This window comes from Hyphomonas sp. NPDC076881 (genome assembly GCF_050269995.1).
In the GTDB taxonomy this organism is placed as follows: Bacteria; Pseudomonadota; Alphaproteobacteria; order Caulobacterales; family Hyphomonadaceae; genus Hyphomonas.
Window position 1 is genome coordinate 185,626 of record NZ_JBNNJJ010000005.1, and the last position, 23,734, is coordinate 209,359.

The 23,734-nt window shown below is 62.6% G+C and carries 18 protein-coding genes; 9 read left to right on the top strand and 9 right to left on the bottom strand.

All coding sequences use genetic code 11. The annotated features are described in order from the left end of the window. Positions 1-17 precede the first annotated feature (17 nt). The 3 genes from atpA to ACQKI2_RS07615 form a co-directional block, all read right to left on the bottom strand. Positions 18-1,553 (bottom strand): F0F1 ATP synthase subunit alpha, encoded by a 1,536-nt coding sequence (gene atpA / locus ACQKI2_RS07605; RefSeq protein WP_427379091.1) that lies wholly within the window; start codon positions 1,551-1,553, stop codon positions 18-20. A gap of 8 nt (positions 1,554-1,561) precedes the next feature. After that, on the bottom strand, positions 1,562-2,122 hold the full coding sequence (gene atpH / locus ACQKI2_RS07610; protein ID WP_427379092.1) for an ATP synthase F1 subunit delta: 561 nt from the start codon (positions 2,120-2,122) through the stop codon (positions 1,562-1,564). Positions 2,123-2,315: 193 nt separating this feature from the next. After that, positions 2,316-4,505, bottom strand: a complete 2,190-nt coding sequence (locus ACQKI2_RS07615) for a primosomal protein N' (RefSeq protein WP_427379093.1) — start codon at positions 4,503-4,505, stop codon at positions 2,316-2,318. 103 nt (positions 4,506-4,608) lie between these two features. Here ACQKI2_RS07615 and ACQKI2_RS07620 point away from each other — a divergent pair, with 103 nt between their 5' ends. Then, positions 4,609-5,400: a TSUP family transporter gene (locus tag ACQKI2_RS07620; RefSeq protein ID WP_427379094.1), complete on the top strand. Its 792-nt coding sequence runs from the start codon at positions 4,609-4,611 to the stop codon at positions 5,398-5,400. A 24-nt stretch (positions 5,401-5,424) separates the two neighbouring features. On the opposite strand, the gene ACQKI2_RS07625 is transcribed toward ACQKI2_RS07620, so the two are convergent. Beyond that, entirely contained in the window at positions 5,425-7,551 is a 2,127-nt protein-coding gene (locus tag ACQKI2_RS07625; protein ID WP_427379095.1) for a tetratricopeptide repeat protein, read from the bottom strand. A 172-nt stretch (positions 7,552-7,723) separates the two neighbouring features. Between ACQKI2_RS07625 and ACQKI2_RS07630 the strand changes: the two genes are divergently transcribed. Both ACQKI2_RS07630 and ACQKI2_RS07635 read left to right on the top strand, forming a co-directional pair. After that, positions 7,724-8,704, top strand: a complete 981-nt coding sequence (locus ACQKI2_RS07630; RefSeq protein ID WP_427379096.1) for an AAA family ATPase — start codon at positions 7,724-7,726, stop codon at positions 8,702-8,704. A gap of 12 nt (positions 8,705-8,716) precedes the next feature. Next, a complete protein-coding gene (locus tag ACQKI2_RS07635) occupies positions 8,717-10,081 on the top strand; it encodes a vWA domain-containing protein (RefSeq protein ID WP_427379097.1) in 1,365 nt (454 codons plus the stop codon). Between the two features lie 10 nt (positions 10,082-10,091). Here the strand turns inward: ACQKI2_RS07635 and ACQKI2_RS07640 are convergent, their stop codons facing one another. Beyond that, positions 10,092-11,174 (bottom strand): site-specific DNA-methyltransferase, encoded by a 1,083-nt coding sequence (locus tag ACQKI2_RS07640; protein ID WP_035596042.1) that lies wholly within the window; start codon positions 11,172-11,174, stop codon positions 10,092-10,094. 207 nt (positions 11,175-11,381) lie between these two features. On the opposite strand from ACQKI2_RS07640, the gene ACQKI2_RS07645 reads away from it, so the two are divergent. Beyond that, the gene (locus ACQKI2_RS07645) at positions 11,382-13,016 is read left to right on the top strand and encodes a Na/Pi cotransporter family protein (RefSeq protein ID WP_427379098.1); all 1,635 of its coding nucleotides are present in this window, start codon (positions 11,382-11,384) and stop codon (positions 13,014-13,016) included. Here ACQKI2_RS07645 and ACQKI2_RS07650 read toward each other — a convergent pair. After that, the gene (locus ACQKI2_RS07650; protein ID WP_427379099.1) at positions 13,013-14,146 is read right to left on the bottom strand and encodes a PA0069 family radical SAM protein; all 1,134 of its coding nucleotides are present in this window, start codon (positions 14,144-14,146) and stop codon (positions 13,013-13,015) included. The genes ACQKI2_RS07645 and ACQKI2_RS07650 overlap by 4 nt on opposite strands. A gap of 156 nt (positions 14,147-14,302) precedes the next feature. On the opposite strand from ACQKI2_RS07650, the gene ACQKI2_RS07655 reads away from it, so the two are divergent. Then, positions 14,303-14,848, top strand: coding sequence for a hypothetical protein (locus ACQKI2_RS07655; protein ID WP_427379100.1), 546 nt, complete (start codon positions 14,303-14,305; stop codon positions 14,846-14,848). Here the strand turns inward: ACQKI2_RS07655 and ACQKI2_RS07660 are convergent. Next, positions 14,845-15,147: a hypothetical protein gene (locus tag ACQKI2_RS07660; RefSeq protein ID WP_427379101.1), complete on the bottom strand. Its 303-nt coding sequence runs from the start codon at positions 15,145-15,147 to the stop codon at positions 14,845-14,847. The genes ACQKI2_RS07655 and ACQKI2_RS07660 overlap by 4 nt on opposite strands. After that, a complete protein-coding gene (locus ACQKI2_RS07665; protein WP_427379102.1) occupies positions 15,144-15,791 on the bottom strand; it encodes a glycosyltransferase in 648 nt (215 codons plus the stop codon). Before ACQKI2_RS07665 ends, ACQKI2_RS07660 begins: the two co-directional genes overlap by 4 nt. Positions 15,792-15,876: 85 nt before the next feature. Between ACQKI2_RS07665 and ACQKI2_RS07670 the strand changes: the two genes are divergently transcribed. After that, on the top strand, positions 15,877-16,353 hold the full coding sequence (locus ACQKI2_RS07670; protein ID WP_427379103.1) for a hemerythrin domain-containing protein: 477 nt from the start codon (positions 15,877-15,879) through the stop codon (positions 16,351-16,353). Here the strand turns inward: ACQKI2_RS07670 and ACQKI2_RS07675 are convergent. Further along, entirely contained in the window at positions 16,350-17,093 is a 744-nt protein-coding gene (locus ACQKI2_RS07675) for a uracil-DNA glycosylase (RefSeq protein ID WP_427379104.1), read from the bottom strand. The two genes, ACQKI2_RS07670 and ACQKI2_RS07675, sit on opposite strands and share 4 nt — an antisense overlap. 145 nt (positions 17,094-17,238) lie before the next feature. On the opposite strand from ACQKI2_RS07675, the gene ACQKI2_RS07680 reads away from it, so the two are divergent. From ACQKI2_RS07680 to ACQKI2_RS07690, 3 genes are all read left to right on the top strand, one after another. Then, positions 17,239-18,921, top strand: coding sequence for an electron transfer flavoprotein-ubiquinone oxidoreductase (locus tag ACQKI2_RS07680; RefSeq protein ID WP_427379105.1), 1,683 nt, complete (start codon positions 17,239-17,241; stop codon positions 18,919-18,921). A gap of 135 nt (positions 18,922-19,056) precedes the next feature. Beyond that, positions 19,057-20,961, top strand: a complete 1,905-nt coding sequence (locus ACQKI2_RS07685) for a tetratricopeptide repeat protein (protein WP_427379106.1) — start codon at positions 19,057-19,059, stop codon at positions 20,959-20,961. Between the two features lie 118 nt (positions 20,962-21,079). Then, positions 21,080-23,680, top strand: coding sequence for a penicillin-binding protein 1A (locus ACQKI2_RS07690; protein WP_427379107.1), 2,601 nt, complete (start codon positions 21,080-21,082; stop codon positions 23,678-23,680). Positions 23,681-23,734 lie beyond the last annotated feature (54 nt).

Genomic DNA, 23,734 nt, shown 5'->3' on the forward strand with positions numbered 1-23,734 from the left:
TTGGTCCACTCAACAGATCAGGCGAATTTCGAAGTGAAATCGTCCAGCGCTTTCTTGATCTCGTCTTCGATCTCGCTGGTGAGTTCTTTCTTCTCGCGAAGCTTGGCGAGAAGGTCCTTCTTCGCGCCGCGCATGTGGGCGAGCAGTTCTTTCTCGTAGCGGGTCACGTCTTTCAGATCGACCTTGTCGAGATAGCCGCGCGTACCGGCGTAGATGATGATGACCTGTTCTTCCATCAGCAGCGGCGAGTATTGCGGCTGCTTCAGGAGTTCCGTCAGGCGGGCGCCGCGGTTCAGCAGGCGCTGGGTCGCAGCATCAAGGTCCGAGCCGAACTTCGCGAAGGCAGCCATCTCGCGATACTGGGCGAGTTCACCCTTCATCGAACCGGCAACTTTCTTCATCGCCTTCGTCTGAGCAGCCGAACCCACGCGGGACACCGACAGACCGACGTTCACAGCCGGGCGGATACCCGAGTTGAAGAGGTCGGTTTCGAGGAAGATCTGACCATCGGTGATCGAGATCACGTTGGTCGGGATGTAGGCCGACACGTCGTTTGCCTGGGTTTCGATGACCGGCAGCGCCGTCAGCGAGCCATTGCCATTGTCGTCGTTCAGCTTCGCAGCGCGCTCAAGCAGGCGCGAGTGGAGGTAGAACACGTCGCCCGGATAGGCTTCGCGGCCCGGCGGGCGGCGCAGCAGTAGGGACATCTGACGATAAGCAACAGCCTGCTTGGAAAGGTCATCATAGATGATCAGGGCGTGCATGCCGTTGTCGCGGAACCACTCACCCATGGCGCAGCCGGTGAACGGCGCGAGGTATTGAAGCGGAGCAGCTTCCGAAGCCGTTGCCGAAACAACGATCGTGTAGTCGAGCGCACCGCGCTCTTCGAGCGCTTTCACAACCTGAGCAACCGTCGAACGCTTCTGACCAATAGCGACGTAGACGCAGAACAGCTTGTCCTTGTCGGACTTGGCCGCATCATTGGTCGGTTTCTGGTTCAGGATGGTGTCGATGCAGATCGCGGTCTTGCCGGTCTGACGGTCACCGATGATCAGTTCGCGCTGGCCGCGGCCAACCGGGATCATGCCGTCGATCGCCTTGATACCGGTCATCATCGGCTCATGAACCGATTTGCGCGGGATGATGCCCGGCGCCTTCACGTCCACGCGGGCGCGGCTGGCAACGTCTTTCAGGGGGCCCTTGCCGTCGATCGGCTCACCCAGCGCGTTCACGACGCGGCCAAGGAGGCCTTTACCAACAGGGGCAGCAACGATCTCGGACGTCCGCTTGACGGTGTCGCCCTCTTTGATGTTGCGGTCTTCGCCGAAGATCACGACGCCGACGTTATCTTTCTCGAGGTTCAGGGCCATGCCCTTGATGCCGCCATCGAACTCGACGAGTTCGCCGGCCTGCACGCTGTCGAGACCGTAGATACGGGCGATACCGTCACCGACGGAAAGCACCTGGCCAACGTCCGAGACTTCAGCTTCGACGCCGAAATTCTCGATCTGAGACTTCAGGATGCCCGAAATTTCTGCAGGTGAAATGTCCATCGAGCTTCTTATGCTCCCTTCATCACGGTGTTCATGCGTTCAAGTTTCTTGGCGACGCTGGCGTCCACGAGCTTTGAGCCCAGGCGGAGCTGGATGCCACCAATCAGCGAAGCATCCACTTCGCTGGTGAGTTCAACTTCACCGCCAACCATCTTGGCAAGCAGCGATTCGATCCGGGACTTTTCAGCGCCGGTCATTTCTTTTGCAGTGCGCACAACAGCGCGCTGAACGCCGCGCTGTTTCGCATAGAATTGGTCAAAGGCGAATTCGGCGCCGAGAATGTCCCCGGCGCGGCCATTGGCGGCCATCGTGCCGAGAAACTTGCCGAACAGGGCCGAATAGCCGGCTTTTTGGGCGATTTCTGCCAGGGCCGACACTTTCGCGTCGCGGCCGAATGCGGGGGAATCTAGCAGCTTGCGCAGATCATCCGACGTTTTGATGAGCGCCGCAAAAGCCCGGAAATCCTTGTGGACCGAGGCCAACTCGCCCTTCTCCTGCGCCAGGTCAAAGAGCGCGCGAGCGTAGCGCTGGGCCGTTTCGCTTGTCTGGATCACGTTCGAGGCAGGCAAGGTCTTGAAATCCGTCTCAGTTAGGGGGCGGAAATGCCCTAATAAAAGTCAGGCGGGCGGCGCTCGCGAAACAGGCACCCCCCCAAGGTTGTGCGGCGCTTATCATTAGAAATTAGCGCTGACAACAGCCCCGCCGCTGACCCGTGATGCGGCGAAATGGCCGCAAACCGCAGCGCCCTTGAGGAAAGCGCCACTAAAGGAATGAATAAGGGTCTATATCGACGGAAATCCGCACCTGCGCCGGGAGTTTCAGGCGCCCCGCCCAGGCAGTCATATATGCCGAGAGATCCACGATTCTGGGGCTTTTAATCAGGAACCGCCGCCTGTGGCGCCCCCGCAGCACGGTAATGGGCGCCGGCGCCGGCCCGAACACCTCGATTCCCTCGCCATTGGGGGCCGCAGCGGCAATTTCGAGGGCGGTTTTATCCACAAGTTCTGCCGAGGGCGCAGAGAGGATCATCGCGGCCAGGCGCCCGAAGGGCGGCAGCACCAGTTCGGCGCGGACATCCCGCTCGATCTGGAGGAACCCGTCCCGGTCATTGGCGGCCAGCGCCTCCATAGCGGGGTTATCCGGCGCATAAGTCTGCACCAGCGCCCGCCCCGGGCGTTCCGCCCGCCCTGCCCGGCCGGCCACCTGGCTGAGCAGTTGATAGGTGCGCTCGCCCGCGCGCAGATCGCCGCCCTTGAGGCCGCTATCGGCGTCCACCACCCCTACCAGCGTCAGATTCGGGAAGTTATGGCCCTTGGCGACGATCTGGGTGCCGATCATGACATCGATCTCGCCCTGCTCCATCCGCTCCACCAGGCTGCGGACAGCATCGCCGCCCTGCGCCGTATCTGAAGAGAAAATCTCGATCCGGGCATTGGGCAGCAGAACGCGCACCTCTTCGGCGACCCGCTCCACACCGGGGCCGACGCCCATCAGCGAATCAGCGGCGCCGCAATGGGGGCATTTGGCAGGCTTGGGGATGGAATAACCGGTAACGTGGCAAACCAGCCGGCCGGAATAGCGATGCTCGGTCAGCCAATTCTCTGTCCCCGGCGTTTTCAGCCTTTCGCCACAAGCCTTGCAGATCACCAGCGGCGCATAACCGCGCCGGTTGAGGAACAGGAGCGACTGTTCGCCATTGGCGAGGGTCTGGATCAGAGCGCGCTCCAGAACCGGCGACAGCCATTTGCCCTTTTCGGGCGGGGCCTTGCGCAGGTCTACCAGCTCTATATCCGGCAGGCGGGAGGCGCCGGGCCGGGCCGACAGGCGCAGGCGCACATACCGGCCAGCCTCAGCATTCACTGCAGTTTCCAAGGCAGGTGTGGCCGAAGCGAGAATCACCTGCCCGCCTTCCGTCTTGGCCCGCATCACTGCCAGATCGCGGGCATGATAGGTAACACCGTCCTCCTGTTTGAAAGAGGTATCATGCTCTTCATCGACGATGATGAGGCGCAGCTTGCGGTAGGGCAGGAAAAGGGCCGAGCGCGCACCGATCACAATGCGGGCGCGGCCATGGACGGCCTCACGCCAGGTGCGGCGGCGATCCTTGGGGTTCATGCCGGAATGCCAAGGCGCGGGCGCGGCGCCGAAACGCGCCTGAAAGCGGGCGAGGATCGCCTGCGTCAGCGCAATTTCCGGCAACAAAACAAGGATTTGTGCTTCCGGGTCTGAGCGTAGGATTTCGGCAATCGCCTCGAAATACACTTCCGTCTTGCCCGATCCCGTCACCCCATCGAGCAGGAAGGCGGAGAAACCACCCTGCTGGATAGCGGCGCGCAATTCCCCCGCTGCGGCGGCCTGTTCGCCGGTCAGGCTGGCGCCCGGAAGGTCCGGCTCGGGGATGGCAAAGGGCGGGTCGCTGTCGATTTCCACAGGCTCCAGCGCGCCGGCCTCAACCATGCCTTTGACGACCCCGGACGAGACATTTGCCGCCGCGGCGAGGTCAGCGGCGGACAGCAGATGGTCATTTCCGGACATTTCCGGACAATTCCGGTACACGTCCAGCACCCTCTGGCGCGCGGGCGTCATCCGTTCGGGCAAAGTCCCGGTCAGCCGGTAGCGCATCTCGACCGGAGACGGCAGAAGCCCGTCCCGCGCCCGCAGCGCCATTGCCAACACCTGCCCCGGATGGGTGACGGTGTAGCGGGCGACCCATGCCAGGAACTCGCGCATCGGCGTGCCCATGGGCGGCGCCTCGTAGACCGCCGTGACCGGTTTCAGCTTGCGGCCAGAGCCCACCTCATCGCCCAGTACCTCAACCACCATGCCCAGCCGGTCATACGGGCCGACGGGCGCGGCGACATAGGCGCCCGGCTCGAGCACCATGCCTTCCGGCACCGTATAGTCGAACGGTTCGGGCAGCGGCAGCGTGAAGAGGATTCGGGCAACGGCCATGCCCCCGGCTTATCGCTTTGGCCGGAGGGCGTCATCCTGTCTGCGCACCGGGAAGCAACAGCAGGGACTGGATCAGGCCCGGCACTCCGTCTAAGGCGCGCGGATGATCGAGCTTGCCCCTGAACTGATTGCCTTTCTCGTGGTGGCCGCTGTTGCCGCCGGCTTCATCGATGCCATTGCCGGAGGCGGCGGGCTGATCACGGTGCCGGCGCTGCTGGCGGTGGGGATCAACCCGGTTTCTGCGCTGGCCACCAACAAGGTGCAGGGCAGTTTCGGCACGGCCATGGCCACCTGGAGCTATTGGAAAGCCGGGCGGATCAATTTTGCACTGATCCTGTGGCCTCTGATCGCGACGTTCACCGGCGCGGGTCTGGGCACCGCTGCCGTGATGGTGGCCGACACCAGCTGGCTGATGGTGGTACTGCCCGGCCTTCTGGTGGCGATTGCGCTGTATTTCCTGTTCGGGCCGAAAGCGAGCGATGAGGATGCCCATGCGCGGATGACGCCGCTGGCCTATAGCAGTGTTGCCGCGGGGATCGGCTTCTATGACGGCTTCTTCGGGCCCGGCACAGGCTCATTCTTTGCGCTCAGCCTCGTGACCCTGCTGGGCATGGGCCTTATCCGGGCAACGGCGCACACCAAGGCGCTAAACCTTGCCAGCAACGTCGTTTCAGTCGCCGTGTTCGCCCTTGGCGGGCAGGTGCTCTGGGCGCTCGGCCTGACGATGGCGGCCGGCCAGGTGCTGGGAGGCTGGCTTGGCTCCAAGGCCGCGATGCGGTTTGGCCCGCGCCTGATCCGGCCGCTGCTGGTGATCATCTGCCTGGCAATGGTGGCGCGGCTGCTGTCCGATCCGGAAAACCCGCTGCGGCTGTGGGCCTCAACGCTGCTCACCTGAAGACCGGCGAGCCGGAACACATTCTCAGGGATACATCTGCGGCGGTTCGGCGGGCGCCCAGCCAAGCGTGGCGCGTTCGGAATTGATATAGCGCTTCTGTTTTTCAACCAAAGCCCTGAAACGCGGCGCATTCCTGACCGGCGCAAAGACAGGGTCCGCGAATGTCATGCTGACGCCGCCTGCCCCAGCCAGTTCTTCCAGCAAGGCAAGGGCGCTTTCCTGTTTCCCCTGCAACATCAGAAGAACGGCCTCTCGCCGCAAGAGCTGCGGGCCGGTCTCGCCAGCCGCCTTGCGCGCTTCGAGCGCCTGCGCCGCGCGTTGGATGAACTCTGCGGCCTCCGGCCGGTTCCCCGCCTGCAACGCGCCGGCCATCGCAAGCACACCCCGAGTTCCTCCGGTACTCTGGACACTCTGGAGGCTGCCATACTGTTCATCATACAGTTTCACGACCGCATCGAGCTCTCCGGCACGATAGAGCAGTGTGAGGTGATGCTCGCTCGCATCGCGATAGTCAGGCCGCTGGGCGAGGGTGCTCGCTGACACGATCAACGCTTCGGCCTTCCTGCCCATTGCCAGAAGCGCAAATGGGCGCGCCGGATCTTCCGCGCTTTCCGTCAGCGCAGCAAAATCCCAAAGTTCGTAACGCACCTCGTTCAAATTCTGCTGGAGCACGGCCTCATCCGGACGGCGGTCCACAATCTCCTTGAGCAAGGCATAAGACTCGGCGAGATTTCCCATCTCGAATGCGACATGGGACAACGAGGCAGTTGCCCGGTCTGGATTGGGGGCCACCGTCAACCAGCGCTCTATCAGGGCGCGGGATTTCGCAAAATCACCACGGCCATTGTAAATGGCGATCAGATTGATGTTTGCGTCGGTCTGCGCCGGATCATGTTCCAGTGCGATCTCGAACTGCCTGACGGCCTCTTCCCGCCTGTTCTGTTCTTCCAGCCAGAAGCCATAATCGTTGCGCGCCAAGGCGAAGTTCGGCTTCTTTTCCAATGCGCGCTGATAAAAGCTGCCCGCCTGCTTGCGCCTGCCCTCGTCCGGCGAGAAGGACAGCAAGCCAGCGCGCGCAAACAGCACGTCTGCGGAGCCTGGATCAACAGCGTGCGCCTTGCTGATCCAGGCATCGGCACGCGCCAGGGCAGTTTCGATCGGGATGGCGCCATAGGCACCCGTGCCGTCGGACATCATCAGCTCGTAATAGCCCCTCCAGGCAAGGGCCGGCACATAGTCAGGATCAATCGCCAACGCCTTGTCCAGAGCAAGGGTGGCCTTCTGATAGCTCTCTATCGTGCCCTGGGCAGCGTGTTGCTGGGCCTCCAGATAGAGTTCATAGGCCTCAATGTCTGTCCGCGCAGTTTTGTTCTCTTTCAGGCTGCCCAGAATCTGGGGCTTCATCTCTGTCAGGATGGCATTGGCAATCTCGTCCTGCACGGCGAAAATGTCCGTCAGTTCACGGTCATAAGTCTCCGACCACATGTGATAGCCGTTCGACGCCTGGATCAACTGGGCAGTAATCCGCACGCGGTTGCCGGACTTGCGCACAGACCCTTCCAGAACATGCGTCACATTCAGAATTTCGCCGATCTCCCGTATGTCCCGGTTCTGGCCCTTGAAGGCGAAGGAGGAGGTGCGCCCGGCCACTTCCAGCTCCGGCACCTTGGCGAACACGTTGAGCAGTTCTTCCGAAATACCGTCTGCGAAATATTCCTGGTCCTTGTCCGGGCTCATATCCGCAAAGGGCAGAACAGCGAGAGAGAGATCGCTGGCTGCGCCGCCCGGCCCAGAGCCGCTCTGGCCGGGGATGATCCTGTCTGCCACGATGACGACAACAAGCAGCGCCGCAGCGCCTGCCAGAATTAGGTCAAGCCGTTTGCCGGTGGATTTCGTCTTGCTGTCTTCCGGCTCTACGCTGGCGGTGAGCCTCAGCCCCTCGGGCGTCATCTCAAAAGCCCAAGCAAGAATGAGCGCAATGGGAAAGCCCAGCAACACAACCACGGTGATCATCGTATCGAACCAGCCCGGCAGCAGGAGGGTGCTTTCCAGCACCACGCCAAGCTGCATCAGCAGCCAACCGACCACCGCATAGATGGACGCGACACGAAAGACGTTGCGGCGCTTCAACTCCTGCCAGAACTTATGCAATGTAGGCCCCCGGGCAACAGTCTGAAGCCGTCCCGTTCAGGGCTATCATTATTCCACAGCCCTGTCGCCCCAAAGATTGGGCGCTGCTCACCCGCAAAGCGGGTCAATTACCCTAGCGTGAGCGCTTGCCAGTCTTCGCCCTGCCCCCTACCCCTTTGGCATGGCAAAAGACATGACTTCCGGCTACGAGCCGCTGACCTCGATCGAGGCGATTACCGCAGGGCTCGGCGAAGTGGGCTATATCTCCACCGCGCAGATTTCCACGGCTGTTTTCCTGGCCCATGGCCTGCGCAAGCCCATCCTGATCGAAGGCCCGGCCGGCGTTGGCAAGACCGATCTGGCCGCCTCGCTCGGCCGCTGGCTGGACCTGCCGATCATCCGCCTGCAGTGCTATGAGGGCCTGGATGAAGGCAAGGCGCTGTATGAGTGGAAATACGGCAAGCAGCTGCTCTACACGCAGATCCTCAAGGAGAAGCTCAACGAGCTGATCGGCGAGGCCGACAATCTCTCCAAATCGCTGGGCAAGCTGGCAGACTTTGAAGACCTGTTCTTCTCCCCGCAATTCCTGGAAGCGCGCCCCCTGCTGAACGCCATGCAGCAGGACAAGGGCTCGATCCTGCTGATCGACGAGATCGACAAATCCGATGAGGCCTTCGAGGCGTTCCTCTTGGAAGTATTGTCGGACTATCAGGTGTCCGTGCCCGAGATTGGCACGATCCGGGCGAAGGTTCCGCCGATCGTTATCCTCACCTCCAACAATGTGCGCGAGTTGGGCGACGCGCTGAAGCGGCGCTGCCTGCACCTGCATATCGGCTTTCCTGATCATGTCCGTGAGCAGAGGATTGTGCGGGCGCGGGTGGACGGCATTTCCGATGCGCTGCTCTCGCAGCTCGTCCGGTTCGTTCAGTCTGTCCGCGAGGCCGACATCAAGAAGCGGCCTTCGATTGCCGAGACGGTGGACTGGGCGCGCACGCTGCTTCTGCTGCATTCCAGCAGCCTGGACGAGCAGTTCGTGCGCGATACGCTGAACGTGCTGCTCAAGCATGAGAGCGACATTGCGGCGATCTCTCCGCAAATCCCCAAAATGGTGCGCGAAGCGGTGGGCACCGATTCAGGCGGGCGGACGGCTTCCGGCTATCCGGACCTTGGATAAGGCGGCGCGCGCATGGAGCGCCAGATCTCCAATTTCATCCGGGCCCTGAGATCTGCGGATGTGAAGGTCTCAACCGGCGAAGCGCTGGACGCGGCCCGCACCGTGGCCATGATCGGCTATGGTGACCGGGGCCTCCTGAAGGATTCGCTCGCCTGCGTGCTGGCAAAGTCCGAAGCGGAAAAGGACGTACACGACAAGCTGTTCGACCTCTATTTCGCCGCCGGCAACAAGCGCAGCAGCGCGCAGAGCGAGGCGGACGACCGCGAGGATGGCTCTGGCGACAGCGAAAGCGGCGGGCAGGACGCCGCTGACGCGGCAGAGCAGATGATCGCGCTGACCCAGCCGGGCAATGAACAGGCGCTCGCGACAGCCGTGGAACGCGCCGCCGAAGCCGCTGGCCTCAACGACATCCGCTTTTCCACGCAGACGGCCTACTACGCCCAGCAAATGGTAAAGGCCATGGGTGGGGAAGCCTTGCAGGCGCGGCTGCTGGAGGCGCTGCAACGCTCTGGCGCAGAGGCCGATGCGGACGCCCAGCGCATGATCGATGCACGCCGGGCCCTGACCATGGCGGCGCGGGAGCGGGCTGAGCGAGCGTTTGAAGTGTTCGGCGCGGGCGAGACCGAGAAATTCCGCGACGATGTGGCCGCCACCAAGCGGCTCACCGCGCTCGAAGCCCATGACATGGCGCGGATGAAGCTGCTGATCGCCAAGATCGCCAGGCGCCTCGCTGTGAAGCACTCCCAGCGGCGGAAGAAAACGTCTCGCGGCATTCTGGATGTGCGCCGCACGATGCGCGCCAATGCCGGCTATGACGGCGTGCCGTTCAATGTGATCTGGCGGCAGAAGAAAAAAGACCGCCCAAAGATCGTTGCCGTTTGCGACGTATCCGGATCAGTGGCCGCCTATGTGCGCTTCCTTCTGCTGCTGCTTTACTCTCTAAAAGAAGTGATCCCGGACCTGCACGCTTATGCGTTCTCCTACCGGCTGGGCGATGTCAGCGGCATTCTGGAAGAGAATGAATTTGACGGCGCGATGAAGAAAATCCTGCGGGAATTCGGCCTCGGCTCGACCAGCTATGGCCAGGCCTGGTCGGACTTCAAGACAGACCATGAAACCGTGATTGACCGGCGCACGACCATCATCGTCCTGGGAGATGGTCGTTCAAACTACGGCGATCCGCGGCTGGATCTGTTCAGCGGCTTTGCGGGCCGTGCCAAACAGACCATCTGGCTGAACCCCGAAGGCCCCGCCCTCTGGGGCACGGGCGACAGCGTGATCCCGCGCTATGCGCCCTATTGCAACCAGATGAGCCATGTGGCGACGCTCAAGGATCTTGAGCGCGCCATTGACGAAATCCTGACAAGCTATTCGTGAACGGAGGGCCTCAGGCGAGGCCCATCTCTTCCCGGTAACGCCGGCGCAGAAGGTCGATCGGTGCCAGGTCGCGCTTCTCGGTTTCATAGTGCCAATAGGTCCAGCCATTGCAGGCGGGCGCCTGTTGCACCTGCGCGCCGAGGCGGTGGATCGAGCCGGTGATAGCGCCGGTCGTCAACGAGCCATCGACACGGATGCGCGCCTGGTGGCGGCGCTGGGGCGAGAAGAGACGGTCGCCGGGTTTCAGCCAACCGGTCTCGATCAGCGCGCCAAAGGGCACGCGGGCGAGGGATTTCTTGCTGCGCTCGGTTTCCAGCACTTCCCCTTCCAGCGGCGTGATCGCCTTGATCCGCGCGCGGGAGAGACGCGCATAGCTTTCTTCCCGCTCGATACCGATGAAATCCCGGCCAAGGCGCTTGGCGGCAGCGGCCGTGGTGCCCGTGCCGGAGAAGGGGTCGAGGATGAGATCGCCCGGATTGGAGGTGGCCAGCAGCACGCGGTGGAGCAGCGATTCCGGCTTCTGCGTCGGATGCGCCTTGCGGCCGGCTTCGTCCTTCAGGCGCTCGCCGCCGGTGCAGAGCGGAATGGTCCAGTCAGACCGCATCTGCTTGTCTTCATTGAAGGTTTTCAGCGCATCATAATTGAAGGTGACGCGGCTGTCCTTGGACTTGCCGGCCCAGATCAATGTCTCATGGGCGTTCTGGAAGCGGGTGCCCTTGAAGTTCGGCATCGGATTGGATTTCAGCCAGATCACGTCATTCTGGATCCAGAAGCCCTGATCCTGAAGCACCGTCCCGACACGGAAGATATTGTGGTAGGAGCCGATCACCCAGATGGCGCCATCATCTTTGAGCACACGGCGGCATTCTTCCAGCCATTGATGGGTAAACAGATCATAGTCGTCAAAGCTGGCGAACTTGTCCCATTCATCATCCACACCATCGACCACGGACTGGTCCGGACGGGTGAGCCCGCCCCCAAGCTGGAGGTTATAGGGCGGATCAGCAAAGACGAGATCGACGGACTTGTCCGGAATACGGGACAGGACCTCGATGCAATCGCCCTGGATGATCGTGTTACGCTGGATGGTCATGGATCGTTCGCCCCGCGACTCTACTGTGACTGTTACAGGCGACCCTGAATCGCGTCGGTTACCAGCGCGTGTACGAAAACCTTCCGGAAAGTTACCAACTGCCTTTTGTGGGTTAATGCGGGGTCTCTTGCTCCGCTGCCATATTCGTCCTTAGGGTCAGCGGTTACAAAAGCGTGTCACCGGCGGCGCGTGAGGAGTGGATTTGAGATGATGCTGGCGCTGGAACTGCTGGGCGGGATTGGCCTGTTCCTGCTGGGCATGTCGATGCTGACAGAAGGGCTGAAGCTGGCCGCCGGCGACGGCCTGCGCGCCATCCTGCGGAATTGGACGCGCACACCGGCCCGCGGGCTCATCTCCGGCGCGCTGCTGACAGGCCTTGTCCAGTCTTCCAGCGCGGTGACCGTCGCCACCATCGGGTTCGTGAATGCCGGACTTCTGACGCTTCGCCATGCCGTATGGGTGATCTTCGGCGGCAATATCGGCACCACGATGACCGCTTGGCTGGTGGCACTGGTGGGGCTGAAACTCGACATCGGCGCCTTTGCCCTGCCGATCATCGGTTTCGGGGTTCTGGCGCAGATGCTGGGCACAAAGCGCCCGCGTATTTCCGGAACCGGCCAGGCGCTGGCCGGGTTTGGCCTGTTCTTCCTGGGCATCGGCATTCTGAAGGGCGCGTTCGAGACGCTTCTCCCCTGGTTCGAGACGCTTGATCTGTCGCAGGCAGGATTCTTTGCGCCTTTCGCCTTTCTTGTGTTCGGGATGGTGCTGGCCGCGCTCGCCCAATCCTCAAGCGCGGCGATTGCCATCATCCTGACAGCCACAGCCGGGGGCGGGTTGCCACTGGAGCTGGCCGCCGCCGGCATCATCGGCGCCAATATCGGCACGACCACCACCGCCATCTTCGCCTCGGCAGGCGCCACCCCGGCGGCCAAGCGTGTTGCCCTCTCCCATATCGTGTTCAACATCTATTCCGGCATCGCGGCCTTCCTGCTCCTCTACCCTCTGGTTGCCGCCAGCCATTGGCTCGCGGATATTCTTCTGGCGGACAGCAAGGATGAGCCGCTGACGCTGGCGATCTTCAACACCCTGCTGAACGTGCTGGGTGTGGTGCTTATCTGGCCCTTCGCAGGACGCCTCGTTGACTGGCTGCAGCAACGCTATGTCGCCCCGGAGGAAAGCATCGGGCGCCCGGCGCATCTGGACCCGACGCTGGCCGCCGTGCCCGCACTCGCTCTGCGCGGCCTGGTGCTGGAAATCCAGCGGATGATGACGCTCGCCTTTGCGAGTACCCAAGCCCGCCTGTCTCCGGCAACGAAAATATCCTTTAATGGAAATGGCGATGCAGGCATTCTGGCGCTCGGCCAATCCATCCGGGATTTCATCGCCGATCTCAGCCGCCAACCCCTGCCTTCCGATGTCGTCAACGCCCTGCCGGACCTGATCCGCTCCATCCATCATGTCGAGGAAACCGTGGCCGAGGGCGCTGCCATCTCCGAAGGGGCGCAGCCGCCCGAAGCCCTCACGAGCGGACCAGCCTGGGACCGGCTGAGAGCCGGCGTCCTCGCCACACTGGAAACAACGGCAGGGGACCCCGACGCCTTCAAGACTGAATTCGACACAGAAATGGATGAGGTCGATGAAGCGTATGAGGGCATCAAGAAAAACCTTTTGGCCAGCGCCGCTGCCGGGCGCATCAGTGTCGATGCGATGGAAGCGGCGCTCCTGCGGGCGCGGCGCATGCGGCGCGTGGCGGAAGCCGCGCTCAAGGCGGAGCGGCGTCTCTGCCCCTGGGCACCGGTTGCCTCCGGCCGGGTGGAGACCGCGCCATCTGAGGAAACCTAGAAATCTAGGCTGAGCTGACTGGAAGGCGCGCCGGGCGGACGGAAAAGATCGGTTCGCAAGGGCGGCCTTGGCTGGTTGAGCCCGAGCCGGGACGCCGCGCGGACAAACCGGTTACGGATCAGTTCCGCCACCGGCCCACGGCCCACCCCGCGCTCGAACCAATTGGCATCATAATCCTTGCCGCCGCGCATCTCGCGCAGCGTGTTGATAACGCGCGCGGCCCTGTCGGGCGCATGCTGGGCCAGCCATTCATGGAAGAGATCCTTGATCTCGAAAGGCAGCCTCAGCACGACATACCCAACACCCCGCGCGCCATGATCGGCAGCGGCCTGGATCAGGGTTTCGATCTCGTGATCATTGAGGCCGGGAATGATCGGCGCCGTCATTACAGCCACCGGAATACCGGCCTCGGAGAGGGCCTTCACCGTTTCCAGGCGCCGCTCCGGCGTGGCCGCGCGCGGCTCCATCTTGCGGGCGAGTTTCCGGTCCATCGTCGTGATCGACACCCCCACCCGTGTCAGCCCCTTCTCCGCCATCGGGGCCAGAATATCGATATCGCGCTGGATCAGGGCAGACTTCGTCAGCAGGCTGACGGGGTGGTTATGCGCCGAGAGGATTTCCAGAAGCTGGCGCGTGAGACGCTGTTCCCGCTCGATCGGCTGGTAGGCATCGGTATTCATGCCCAGCGCAATCGGGCGCACGACATAGCCGGGGCGGGAAAGCTCCCGCACCAGCAGGTCCACCGCATTCGTCTTGCGGAACAGCTTGCTTTCAAAGTCCAGCCCGGCCGAGAGCCCCGACCAGGCATGGGTGGGCCGCGCGAAGCAATAGATGCAGCCATGCTCGCAGCCCCGATAGGGGTTCACCGTCCGGTCAAACGAAATGTCCGGCGACTTGTTGAAGGTGATGATGGAGCGGGCAACCTCATCGAACACCTGCGTATCCAGCCGTTCTGCCCCGTCCTCTATCGTGTCCCAGCCATCGTCAAAGGCGTGGCGCGTTTCCCGTTCATACCGCCCGGTCTGATTCGAGATGGCGCCACGCCCCCGATGCTCGAAACGCTCTGCCACGCCCGTTGTGTCGAGAAGCGTGACCCGTCCTGATTTCTTCAGTTTCTGTCCCGTACGCATACCCGCCACAAAGCCAGAGAAAAAAGAACAAATCAAGAACTTTTAGATCGCTTTCTGTGGGATTTGCCGCCGGATAGATAGGCCCTCACCCGGAGGAGCCTTTGTTTTGCCGGAATAGAAGCTGATACTGCGCTTGCAAACATGGACACACCTTTCATGCTCAGCATATTCAGGGTCTTCGCCGCCAGCTGCGCCGCCTTGCTGCTCGCGGGCTGTTTCCTTTCCGACAAGCCGCTGATCGGAGAAGGGATCCACATCCATGACGGACCTTTGACCTTTTGCCTCGATGCGAATGAACCCTGCCATCAGACAACGCTTCAGGAGGATGCTTATCTGATCCTGCCCAATCCTGAGGATGGCGAGGATGAAAAGCCGATCGCCGTGCGCTTCCGCCCTCTGATGAAGGCAGGCGGTGAGACGATCTGGCTGGGCGAGGCCGATCTGTCCGGTGAGGGCGATCAGGAGGCATGGGGCTATGTGGTGGCCCGCAAACTCAAGGATACCGACCTTGGCATGCGGGAATATGAAGTCGCTGTGCCCGATTGCAGCCAGGCCAGCTCATCCCAGCTCATCCAGTATGGCCTTGAAAAGGACGGGCCTTATGGCTGCCGCGTGACCGATCTTGATGCCTTCGCCGAATATCTGCGCACGCGCCACGCCGATGATTTTGCCAGCGATGCGTGGTGGGCAGAGGCGCGCTAGGTCCAGCGATCCCATGTGTGGGGCACGCCATGGGTGAGGCAGATGTCGCGCAGGCGATCAGTGGCTTTCGGATCGTTGGCAAGGAATTCGATGGACAGCGCCATCAGAAGCTGACCCCAGGCCTCCTTCGGCACAATCGTCCAGAACTCATAGTCGCTGTCGCCCCAGCATTCCTCGACGCTTTTGCCCATGTCCTGCGTATCGATGACGAATTCGCCGTTCCGGAGCGACGCGCGAACGGAGCGGAATTCCTCCCCCTCCTGACGAAACAGCTCGATGGATTTTTCCGGGTCGCTCATCGGCCTTTTCCTTTCGCCGCAAACAGGGTGCGCCAATAACCACCGCCCGATGGCCGGGGGCGCTTCCAGCCAGACTTTTCCAAGTCTGTGGCGGAAGCCCGCGCCTGCGCGTTAAGCTGGATCAGCCGCCCCCTGCCCAGCGCGCGGACAAGGCCGGGGCCGTCGAGGGCGCCTGCGCCAGATACGTCCGCGTACAGACGCCGGGAGAGCAGCAGCCCCTGCTCCGGCAGAGGCTGGCCCAGCTTTTCCGAATAGCGGGCCGCGTCTTTTTCCAGGGCCCGGGCACGGCGGTCGTCTGACCTGTAGCGGAGTTCAAAGAAGGCCGCTTTGCCGGGGCGGGTGTCGATATGGTCGCCGGCGCGCTCGGTCCACTCCCGCGACAGGGCAGTGGTCGCTGGCAGGATCAGCAACCAGTCGCCGCGCGCCCCTGCTACGCCTGCCGGGACGGGCTCGCCCACAGCGGTCACCACGCGGGCGCCGGTGGCCTCGGCGATCTTCACCGTCGCGTCAGTCGAGCCCTGATCCACAACGATCACCTCACGGATCAGGGCTGCTTCGAGGCCGGGCATCAGGCTTTCCAGGCACAGTGGCAGGTCTGCCGCCGCGTCCAGTGCCGGAATGATGATGGAGAGCGGCGCAGGCATCAGTGTTTCCGGTGAGATTTCGCAAGGGCGGAACGCAAAGGCCAGCTGAGGCGTTCATTCGGCAGTTTAGTCAAGGAGTCCGCAGATGGCGACGATCTATGAAGAGCTGAAGTCTGATCATGACAAACACCGCAAACTGCTGGCGCAGCTGGAGGATACCAGTGGCGATTCGGAGGCGCGGCGCGCGCTCTGGCACACCTTCTATTACGATGTCGGCGCCCACGCGGCGGCTGAGGAAGTAAGCTTCTACAGCGGACTGATCGCCAAATCTGACGGCCAGCCCGAAGGCCGCCATTCGGTGGCCGAGCATCACGAGCTGGACGAGATCCTCCAGGAGCTCAACGAAATGGATATGAGCTCCCCCGGCTGGCTGACGCGCTTCAAGACGCTGAAAGACCGCTACGAGCACCATATCGACGAAGAGGAAGAAGATATCTTCCCGGTGGCAAAAGACGTGATCGGCCCCGACAAGAGCGGTGAGATCGCGGCAGAATTCGTCCGCAGGAAAAAGCAGGAACGCAAGCTGGTGGACAAGAAAGCCGAAGAGTCGCTGGAGGACTAGGCTTCCAGTTCCCCCAGCCGCTTTTCGATCAGCAGCAGGTCCCGCCAGGCCCGGCTCTTGTCCTGCGGGCGGCGTAGCAGATAGGCCGGATGCAGCATCGGGATCAGCGCCGCAGTGTAACCGCCCGGCGTGCGGTAGGTATACTCGTTGCCCCGCAGCTTCATGATGCCGTCCCGGCTACCCAGCAGCGACACGGCCGGAACGCCGCCTGCGGCCACGATCAGCTTCGGGCGGGTAATCTCGATCATCCGGTCCACAAAGGGCCGGCAGACGGCAAGTTCATCCAGTTCCGGGTTCCGGTTGCCCGGCGGGCGCCAGTAATTGACGTTGGAAATCAGCGCATTTTCCGTGCGGTGGCGGTTGATGGCAGCCAGCATCTTGTCCAGCAGCTGGCCTGCCTTGCCCACGAAAGGCTTGGCCCTGCGGTCCTCTTCGGCGCCCGGGCCCTCCCCGATCACCATAAGGCTGGCACCCGGAATGCCATCATAAACCACCGTATTCTCGCAGCTTGCCTTGAGCGGGCTGCCGCCAAAATCGCCGATGGCGCAGGCCAGATCATCGATGGTGGCGCACTCTCCGGCAATGCGCTCGGCCTCGCGAATCCAGTCCGTAACGCTGCGGGCGCCCCGGCGGCGGACCACCGGCACTTCGGCCTGCTCGGCAGCCGCAGGGGCTTCCGCAACGGCAGGCGCCGCAGCCAGCAGAGCCTCCACCAGAGGCTCGTCAACAGTAACGCCCATTGCAGTCCACCATTCGGTGAGTGCAGAAATCGGCGCTCTTGACGCAGGGGATGACATTGCGGACAGGCTGGACCTTCGGGAAACAGGCTGTAAGTGCTACCCCGGATACAGATATAAAGCGCAAAGCGCAAACAAGGAGCAGCTTATGGCGGAGACCCCTGAGCGCGAGTCGATGGAGTTCGACCTGGTTATCGTTGGTGGCGGCCCGGCAGGCCTGTCCGCTGCGATCCGGTTCAAACAGCTCGCAAATGAAGCCGGTGAAGACCTTTCCGTGGTCGTCATCGAAAAAGGCGGCGAGATCGGCGCGCATATCCTGTCCGGCGTGGTCATGGACCCGGTTGGCCTCGACCAGCTGATTCCCGATTGGCGGACCCGCGATGACCGGCCGCTGAAAACCGAAGTGACCGATGACAAGTTCATCTTCCTCGGCCCTAGCGGCAGCGCCGACATTTCCTGGCTGCCGATGCCCCCCTTCATGAAGAACCACGGCAACTTCACCGGTTCGCTGGCCAACGTCACCCGCTGGCTCGGCGCAGAGGCCGAAAAGCTCGGTGTGGAAGTGTTCCCCGGCTTTGCCGCTTCCGAACTCGTGTTTGACGACAAGGGCGCCGTCAAAGGCATCGTCGCTGGCGTCATGGGTATTGGCGCAGATGGCCAGCCGAAGGACGACTACCAACCCGGCATGGAACTGCTCGGCAAATATGTCCTCTTCGCCGAAGGGGCCCGCGGCTCGCTGACCAAGCAGCTGATCCGGAAGTTCAATCTGGATGAAGGCCGCGACCCGCAGAAATACGGCATCGGCCTCAAAGAGGTCTGGTCTGTTCCGGAAGAGAATTTCAAGGAAGGCTATGTCCAGCACACGATGGGCTGGCCGCTCGACAACAATACCGGCGGTGGCAGCTTCCTCTACCACTTCCGCGACAATGGCGAGCCGTTCATCACGGTCGGCTTCGTGGTCCACCTGAACTACGCCAACCCCTACATTTCGCCCTATGACGAATTCCAGCGCTTCAAGCACCATGAAACCGTTGCCCACTTCCTGAAGGGCGGCAAGCGCGTGGCCTATGGCGCGCGCGCCATTACCGAGGGCGGTTTCCAGTCGGTTCCCAAACTTGCCTTCCCGGGCGGGGCGCTGGTCGGTTGCGGCGCAGGCTTCGTCAACGTGCCGCGCATCAAGGGCAGCCACAACGCCATCCTCACCGGCATGATGGGCGCTGAAGCCGCCTTCGAAGCCATCCGTGAAGGCCGCGCCGGCGACACCCTGGAAAACTATGAAGAGGCCTATGCCGGTTCCTCGGTCTACAAGGAACTGAAGATCGTGCGGAACATGAAACCGCTCTGGTCGAAACTCGGCACTGCGCTTGGCATTCCGGTCGGCGGCCTCGATATGTGGGTTACCTCCCTGCTCGGCGGCTTCTCTTTCTTCGGCACGCTCAGCCACGGCAAGACCGATGCGGCCTCGCTGAAACCGGCGAAGAACTTCAAGCCGATCGAGTATCCGCGTCCGGACGGCGTGCTCAGCTTCGACAAGCTGACCAACGTGTCCTTCACCAACACCTATCACGAGGAAGATCAGCCGGTTCACCTGAAAGTGGCTGACCTCGCCCTGCAGAAATCGTCCGAATACGACGTTTATGCAGGCCCTTCGGCGCGTTACTGCCCGGCCGGGGTTTATGAATGGGTGAAGGAAGATGGCGGCACGATGCGCTTCCAGATCAACTCGCAGAACTGCATCCACTGCAAGACCTGCGACATCAAGGATCCCAACCTGAACATCAACTGGACGGTTCCGGAAGGTGGCGGCGGCCCCGCCTATCCCAACACCTGATCTGAAGAATTCCGCTGCGCCGCCCTCATTCAGGGCGGCGCAGTCACCTTACCGTCATTAGAGTTGCGCCCGCCTTGCTCTTGCCCCAAGGGACTGCTTGATTGAGCGTTCCCATTCAGGAGTGAGCGAATCCCCATGCTCGAAACCTCCCGCGTCCCGGCCGGTATACTTGCCGTTCTGCTGGCCCTTTCCCCGGCCGCCTGCGCCAACATTCCGCATCTGGCGGCCCCGCAGCAGGAGGAAGCCGCTGCGGACGCACGCGCGCCCACCCGGCTTTCGCCTGCCGCGCAGGCAACGGCCATCCCGGGCGCTGTATATGCCAGCGCTGAAGATGCCATCGGCGCAGGCGACACCGCTGGCCTGCTGACGCTGCTGGCGGCCATGCCCCAGAACGAGCGGGAGGTGGATAATTTCGCCAATGCCTATCTCGCGCTGGACCGCGCCGCAGATGGCGACTTTGCCGGTGCCCGAAGCTATCTGGGCGTCACCGGCGATCCGGAAACCGAGGCGGACCTGCCGGGCTTTTATCTCTGGCTGGATGCCTGGCTGATCGCGCTGGAAGGCAATGGCGACGCCGCCATCGAGCGCCATCGCGATGTAGCCGGCAGCATGCCCGGCATTACGGCAGACCTTTCATTGGCCGCCCTGCTGGAAGCTGCCGGACGCACAGATGAAGCCCTCGCCGTCTATGAGGCCCTCACCCCGTCCCGGATCGAAGCCCCCGAGCATGAATTCGATCCGCGCAGCATCGTGTTCCAGCATGTCAGCACGGTGGTCGTGCGCCATGCGCTGCTATTGCAGCGGCTGGGGCGCATTGACGAGGCCAAGGCCGTCTACGAACAGCTTGCCGCCGCGCAGCCTGAACAGGCCACCAGCTATGCCGCCGCCATAGAAAGCCTGGAAACCGGCAAGAACCTCGACAATCAGCCGCTTACCTTCGCGACCGGCTTTTCGCAGTCCCTCTCGGATGTTGCCACCGCGTTGCAGCAGCAGCGCTACATCACCGCCGCGCTGGCAGGCCGCGACCTTGGCGGCCTGGACACTGAACGGGCGGGTTTTGATCTGGTCACTCTGGTAATTGACCCTTCCAATGAAGCTGTCCGCAGCGGCGTGGTCGATGCCCTCTATGAGCAGGCCCTGTTTGACGGGGCCGCGCATGTCGCGCTGGCCGCGCCTGAAACGACACCTGCCCTGCAAATCTCAGCCGCCCAGGCCCTGATCATGTCTGATCATGAGGCAGAAGCGCGCGCCGCGATTTCCAAGGCACTGAGCCTTTCAAATGACGATCAGAAGCTGCAGACCCTCTATGGCGCGCTGCAGCTTAGCGCCCTGCTGAACGACCGCGAGAAAGCCATGAAGCTGCTCCCGGAGCTGATGCAGCTGGCGGTCAATCCGGCCGAGCAGGCTGCGGCCAATGGGCTGGCGAGCTCGCTCTACAATCATTTCGGGGAAATCCCGCAGGCCGTCAGCCACGCTGAAGAGGCGCGCCGGCTGGACGATACGCATGAGCGCCGGATGACGCTGGCAGACCTGCTTGGCCGTGAAGGCCGCGTCAATGACGCGCTGGTGATCCTGCGCAGCGAGCGGCTTGCCCGCCCGAATGATCCTTACACGCTGAATTCCCTCGGCTATTTCCTCGTCACACGGACAGACCGTACGGATGAGGGCTACAAGGTTCTGGCCCGCGCCATGCTGCTGGCCGATAGCGATCCCTACATCGCCGATTCGTTTGGCTGGGCACTTTACCAGTATGGCGACCTCGACCGGGCGCAGCGCCTGATCGAAGGCTCGCGGGAAGACCTGCTACCCCACCGGCATTGGGAAATCGAAGACCATCTGGGCGACATCTACTGGCATCAGGGCAAACAGGATGAGGCCCGTACTGCCTGGCAGGCCGCGCTGGACAATCATCCGCCGCAGCTTGAGCGGGATGCGATTGCCCAAAAGCTGGCCGATGGGCTGACGACACCGGCTCCCAAGAAGAAGCCGCTGCCGGAGATCCGCATCGATGATGGCGAGATCAACCGCCGCGACATCTGACACCGGCCCCTTTTGCCCGCCACCGGCGCGCCTTAGTATAGCCGGAAATGCGTGCGACCTCGCTCGCACGTAGAGTAGACTGTGGCCGCAGGTCCACGATTCGCCGCAAGGTTTGCAGATGACAGATGCCCCCCCGACCTTCCAACCCTCGCGGAAGCCTGATCCCTACCGGGAACCCGGCAAGTATGCCGGCCTGTGGAAATGGCTCCGCCGCCTGGTCATTCTCGGCCTGGTGCTGGGGGTTATCGGCATCATTGTGGTCTGGGTCTACTTCGCCGCGCTGGGCCGGGACGTTCCCTCGATTGCCAAGCTGAAGCAGTATGAGCCGCCGATCACCTCGCGTGTTCATGGCGGCGATGGCGCCCTGATCGCGGAGTTTGCCAGCCAGCACCGCGTCTTCGTGCCCTACGAGTCGATTCCCGAGCATGTGATCCAGGCTTTCGTCGCCGCGGAAGACAAGAACTTCTTCACCCATGATGGCCTCGATTATGCCGGCATCGCCCGGGGCGGTATCAATACAGCCAAGAACAAGATCAGCGGTTCGGGCGGGATGCAGGGTGGCTCGACCATCACCCAGCAGGTCGCCAAGAACATGCTGTTGACGCGCGACCAGAATATCGAGCGCAAGGCCAAGGAAGCCATCGTTGCCCAGCGCATGGAGAAAGAGTTCACGAAGGCGCAGATCCTCGAACTCTATCTCAACGAAATCTATCTGGGCGGCCAATCCTACGGCGTCGCCTCTGCCGCACTGAACTATTTCAACAAATCCCTGCCTGAGCTGGACCTGTCGGAAGCCGCGATTCTGGCCTCGCTGGCCAAGGCGCCGTCGGCTGTGAACCCCTACACCAACCCTGACCGCCTGCTGGAGCGCCGCAACTATGTGCTCGGCCGCATGGTCGAAGATGGCTACATCACACGGGAAGAGGCCACCGCAGCACGCGAGCGTCCGCTGACCACCACGCGCCGCCTGCGCGGGCCGGAATATGCCGCCGCCACCTATTTCGTGCAGGAACTGCGCCGTGAACTGATCAAGACCTATGGCGAGGACACGCTGGAGCAAGGCGGTCTCTCGATCCGTTCCACGATCGATACCCGCCTGCAGCTCGCCGGCCAGCAGGCTCTGCAGAACGGTCTTGTCGCCTATGACCGCCGCCATGGCTGGCGCGGGCCGCTGGCCACCCTTCCCGTTGATGAAAACGCCGCTGCGGCGCTCAAGGAAGTCGAACTGCCCGGCGGCTATGGCGCCTGGGAAGCCGCGCTGGTGACCTCTGTTTCGGCCAATGGCGCCGAACTGCTGCTGACCGACGGGGCCAAGATCAAGCTGCCCGCCGAAGAAGTGAAATGGGCCGCCACCTACAAGCCGGCAGAGGGCAAACCCGGCCTTCAGGCAGGCTACGTCATCCTCGCGGAATTCAAACGCGAGGCGTCCAAGGACGGCGCAACGGCTGTGGCCGAAGAAGCTGCAGAAGGGGAAGGCGGCGAAGCCTCCGAAGAAGCAGCGCCGCCCCAGCCTGTCATGGTGCCCGTCGGCAATGCCACGCTACGCCAGGTGCCCGAAGTTGACGGCTCCCTGGTCGCGCTCGACCCGCATACGGGCCGCATCCTGGCAATGCAGGGAGGCTATTCCTTCTTCAAATCCAGCTTCAACCGCGTCACCCAGGCAAAGCGCCAGCCGGGCTCCAGCTTCAAGCCCTTCGTCTATGCCGCTGCGCTGGAGAAAGGCTACACCCCCGCCAGCCGTATGCTGGACGCGCCTTTCGTCTCGTTCGACGTATCGACCCAAAAATACTGGACCCCGAAAAACTACACGGCCGGCCAGTCCTCCGGCATGGTGACGATGCGTGTGGCGCTCGAGAAGTCGCTCAACATGGTCACCGCCCGCGTTGCGCAGGATATCGGCATGCCCGCCGTGTCCGACCTTTCCGAACGCCTCGGCGTCTACCAGAAACTGCCGCCCTATGCCGCCATGTCGCTGGGCGCAGGCGATACGACGATGATCGACCTGACGCGGGGCTATGCTGCCTTCGTCAATGGCGGGCGCCTCGTCACGCCAACTCTGCTGGATCGTGTGCAGGACCGCTATGGCCGCACCCTCTACAAGCATGACACACGCGCCTGCGAAGGGTGCAATGTGGACGACTGGAATGGCGCCGAGCCGCCTGCCCTGCCCGACACGCGCCAGCAGGTGCTCGATCCCATCGTGGCCTACCAGGTCACCCATATGCTCGAAGGCGTGGTTGAGCGCGGCACCGCCCGCCGGGCCCTTCGCGTTGGCAAGCCGCTCGCCGGCAAGACGGGCACCACGGATGACTACCGGGACGCCATCTTCGTCGGCTTCTCGCCGGATCTCGTTGTCGGTATCCGCATCGGTTTCGACGACAACCGCTCGCTCGGTGAGGGTGAAGCCGGTGGCTCGGTCGCCGTGCCGATCTTCACCGAGTTCATGGAAAAAGCGCTGGAGAAGGAACCGCCTACGCCGTTCCGTATCCCGCCCGGCGTCCGCCTCGTGAAGATCGATGCGCGTACCGGCGCCCTGGCAACGCCCGGTACGGCAGTGGTCATCGATGAAGCCTTCCGCCCCGGCACCGAGCCTGGCCTGACCGCCTTCAACGGCGCCGACGATTGCCTGTCGATCTCCGGCTCCTGCGGCCCATCGCGAGACCCTGTCTCTCCCCTCGAGGACGACACGGCCGACGCAGATCTGGGCGACGTCTTCTGACGTAAAAATCGCAGCTTTGACCCCATGCGGCAGCCCGGTTATAGGGTCTGCAGA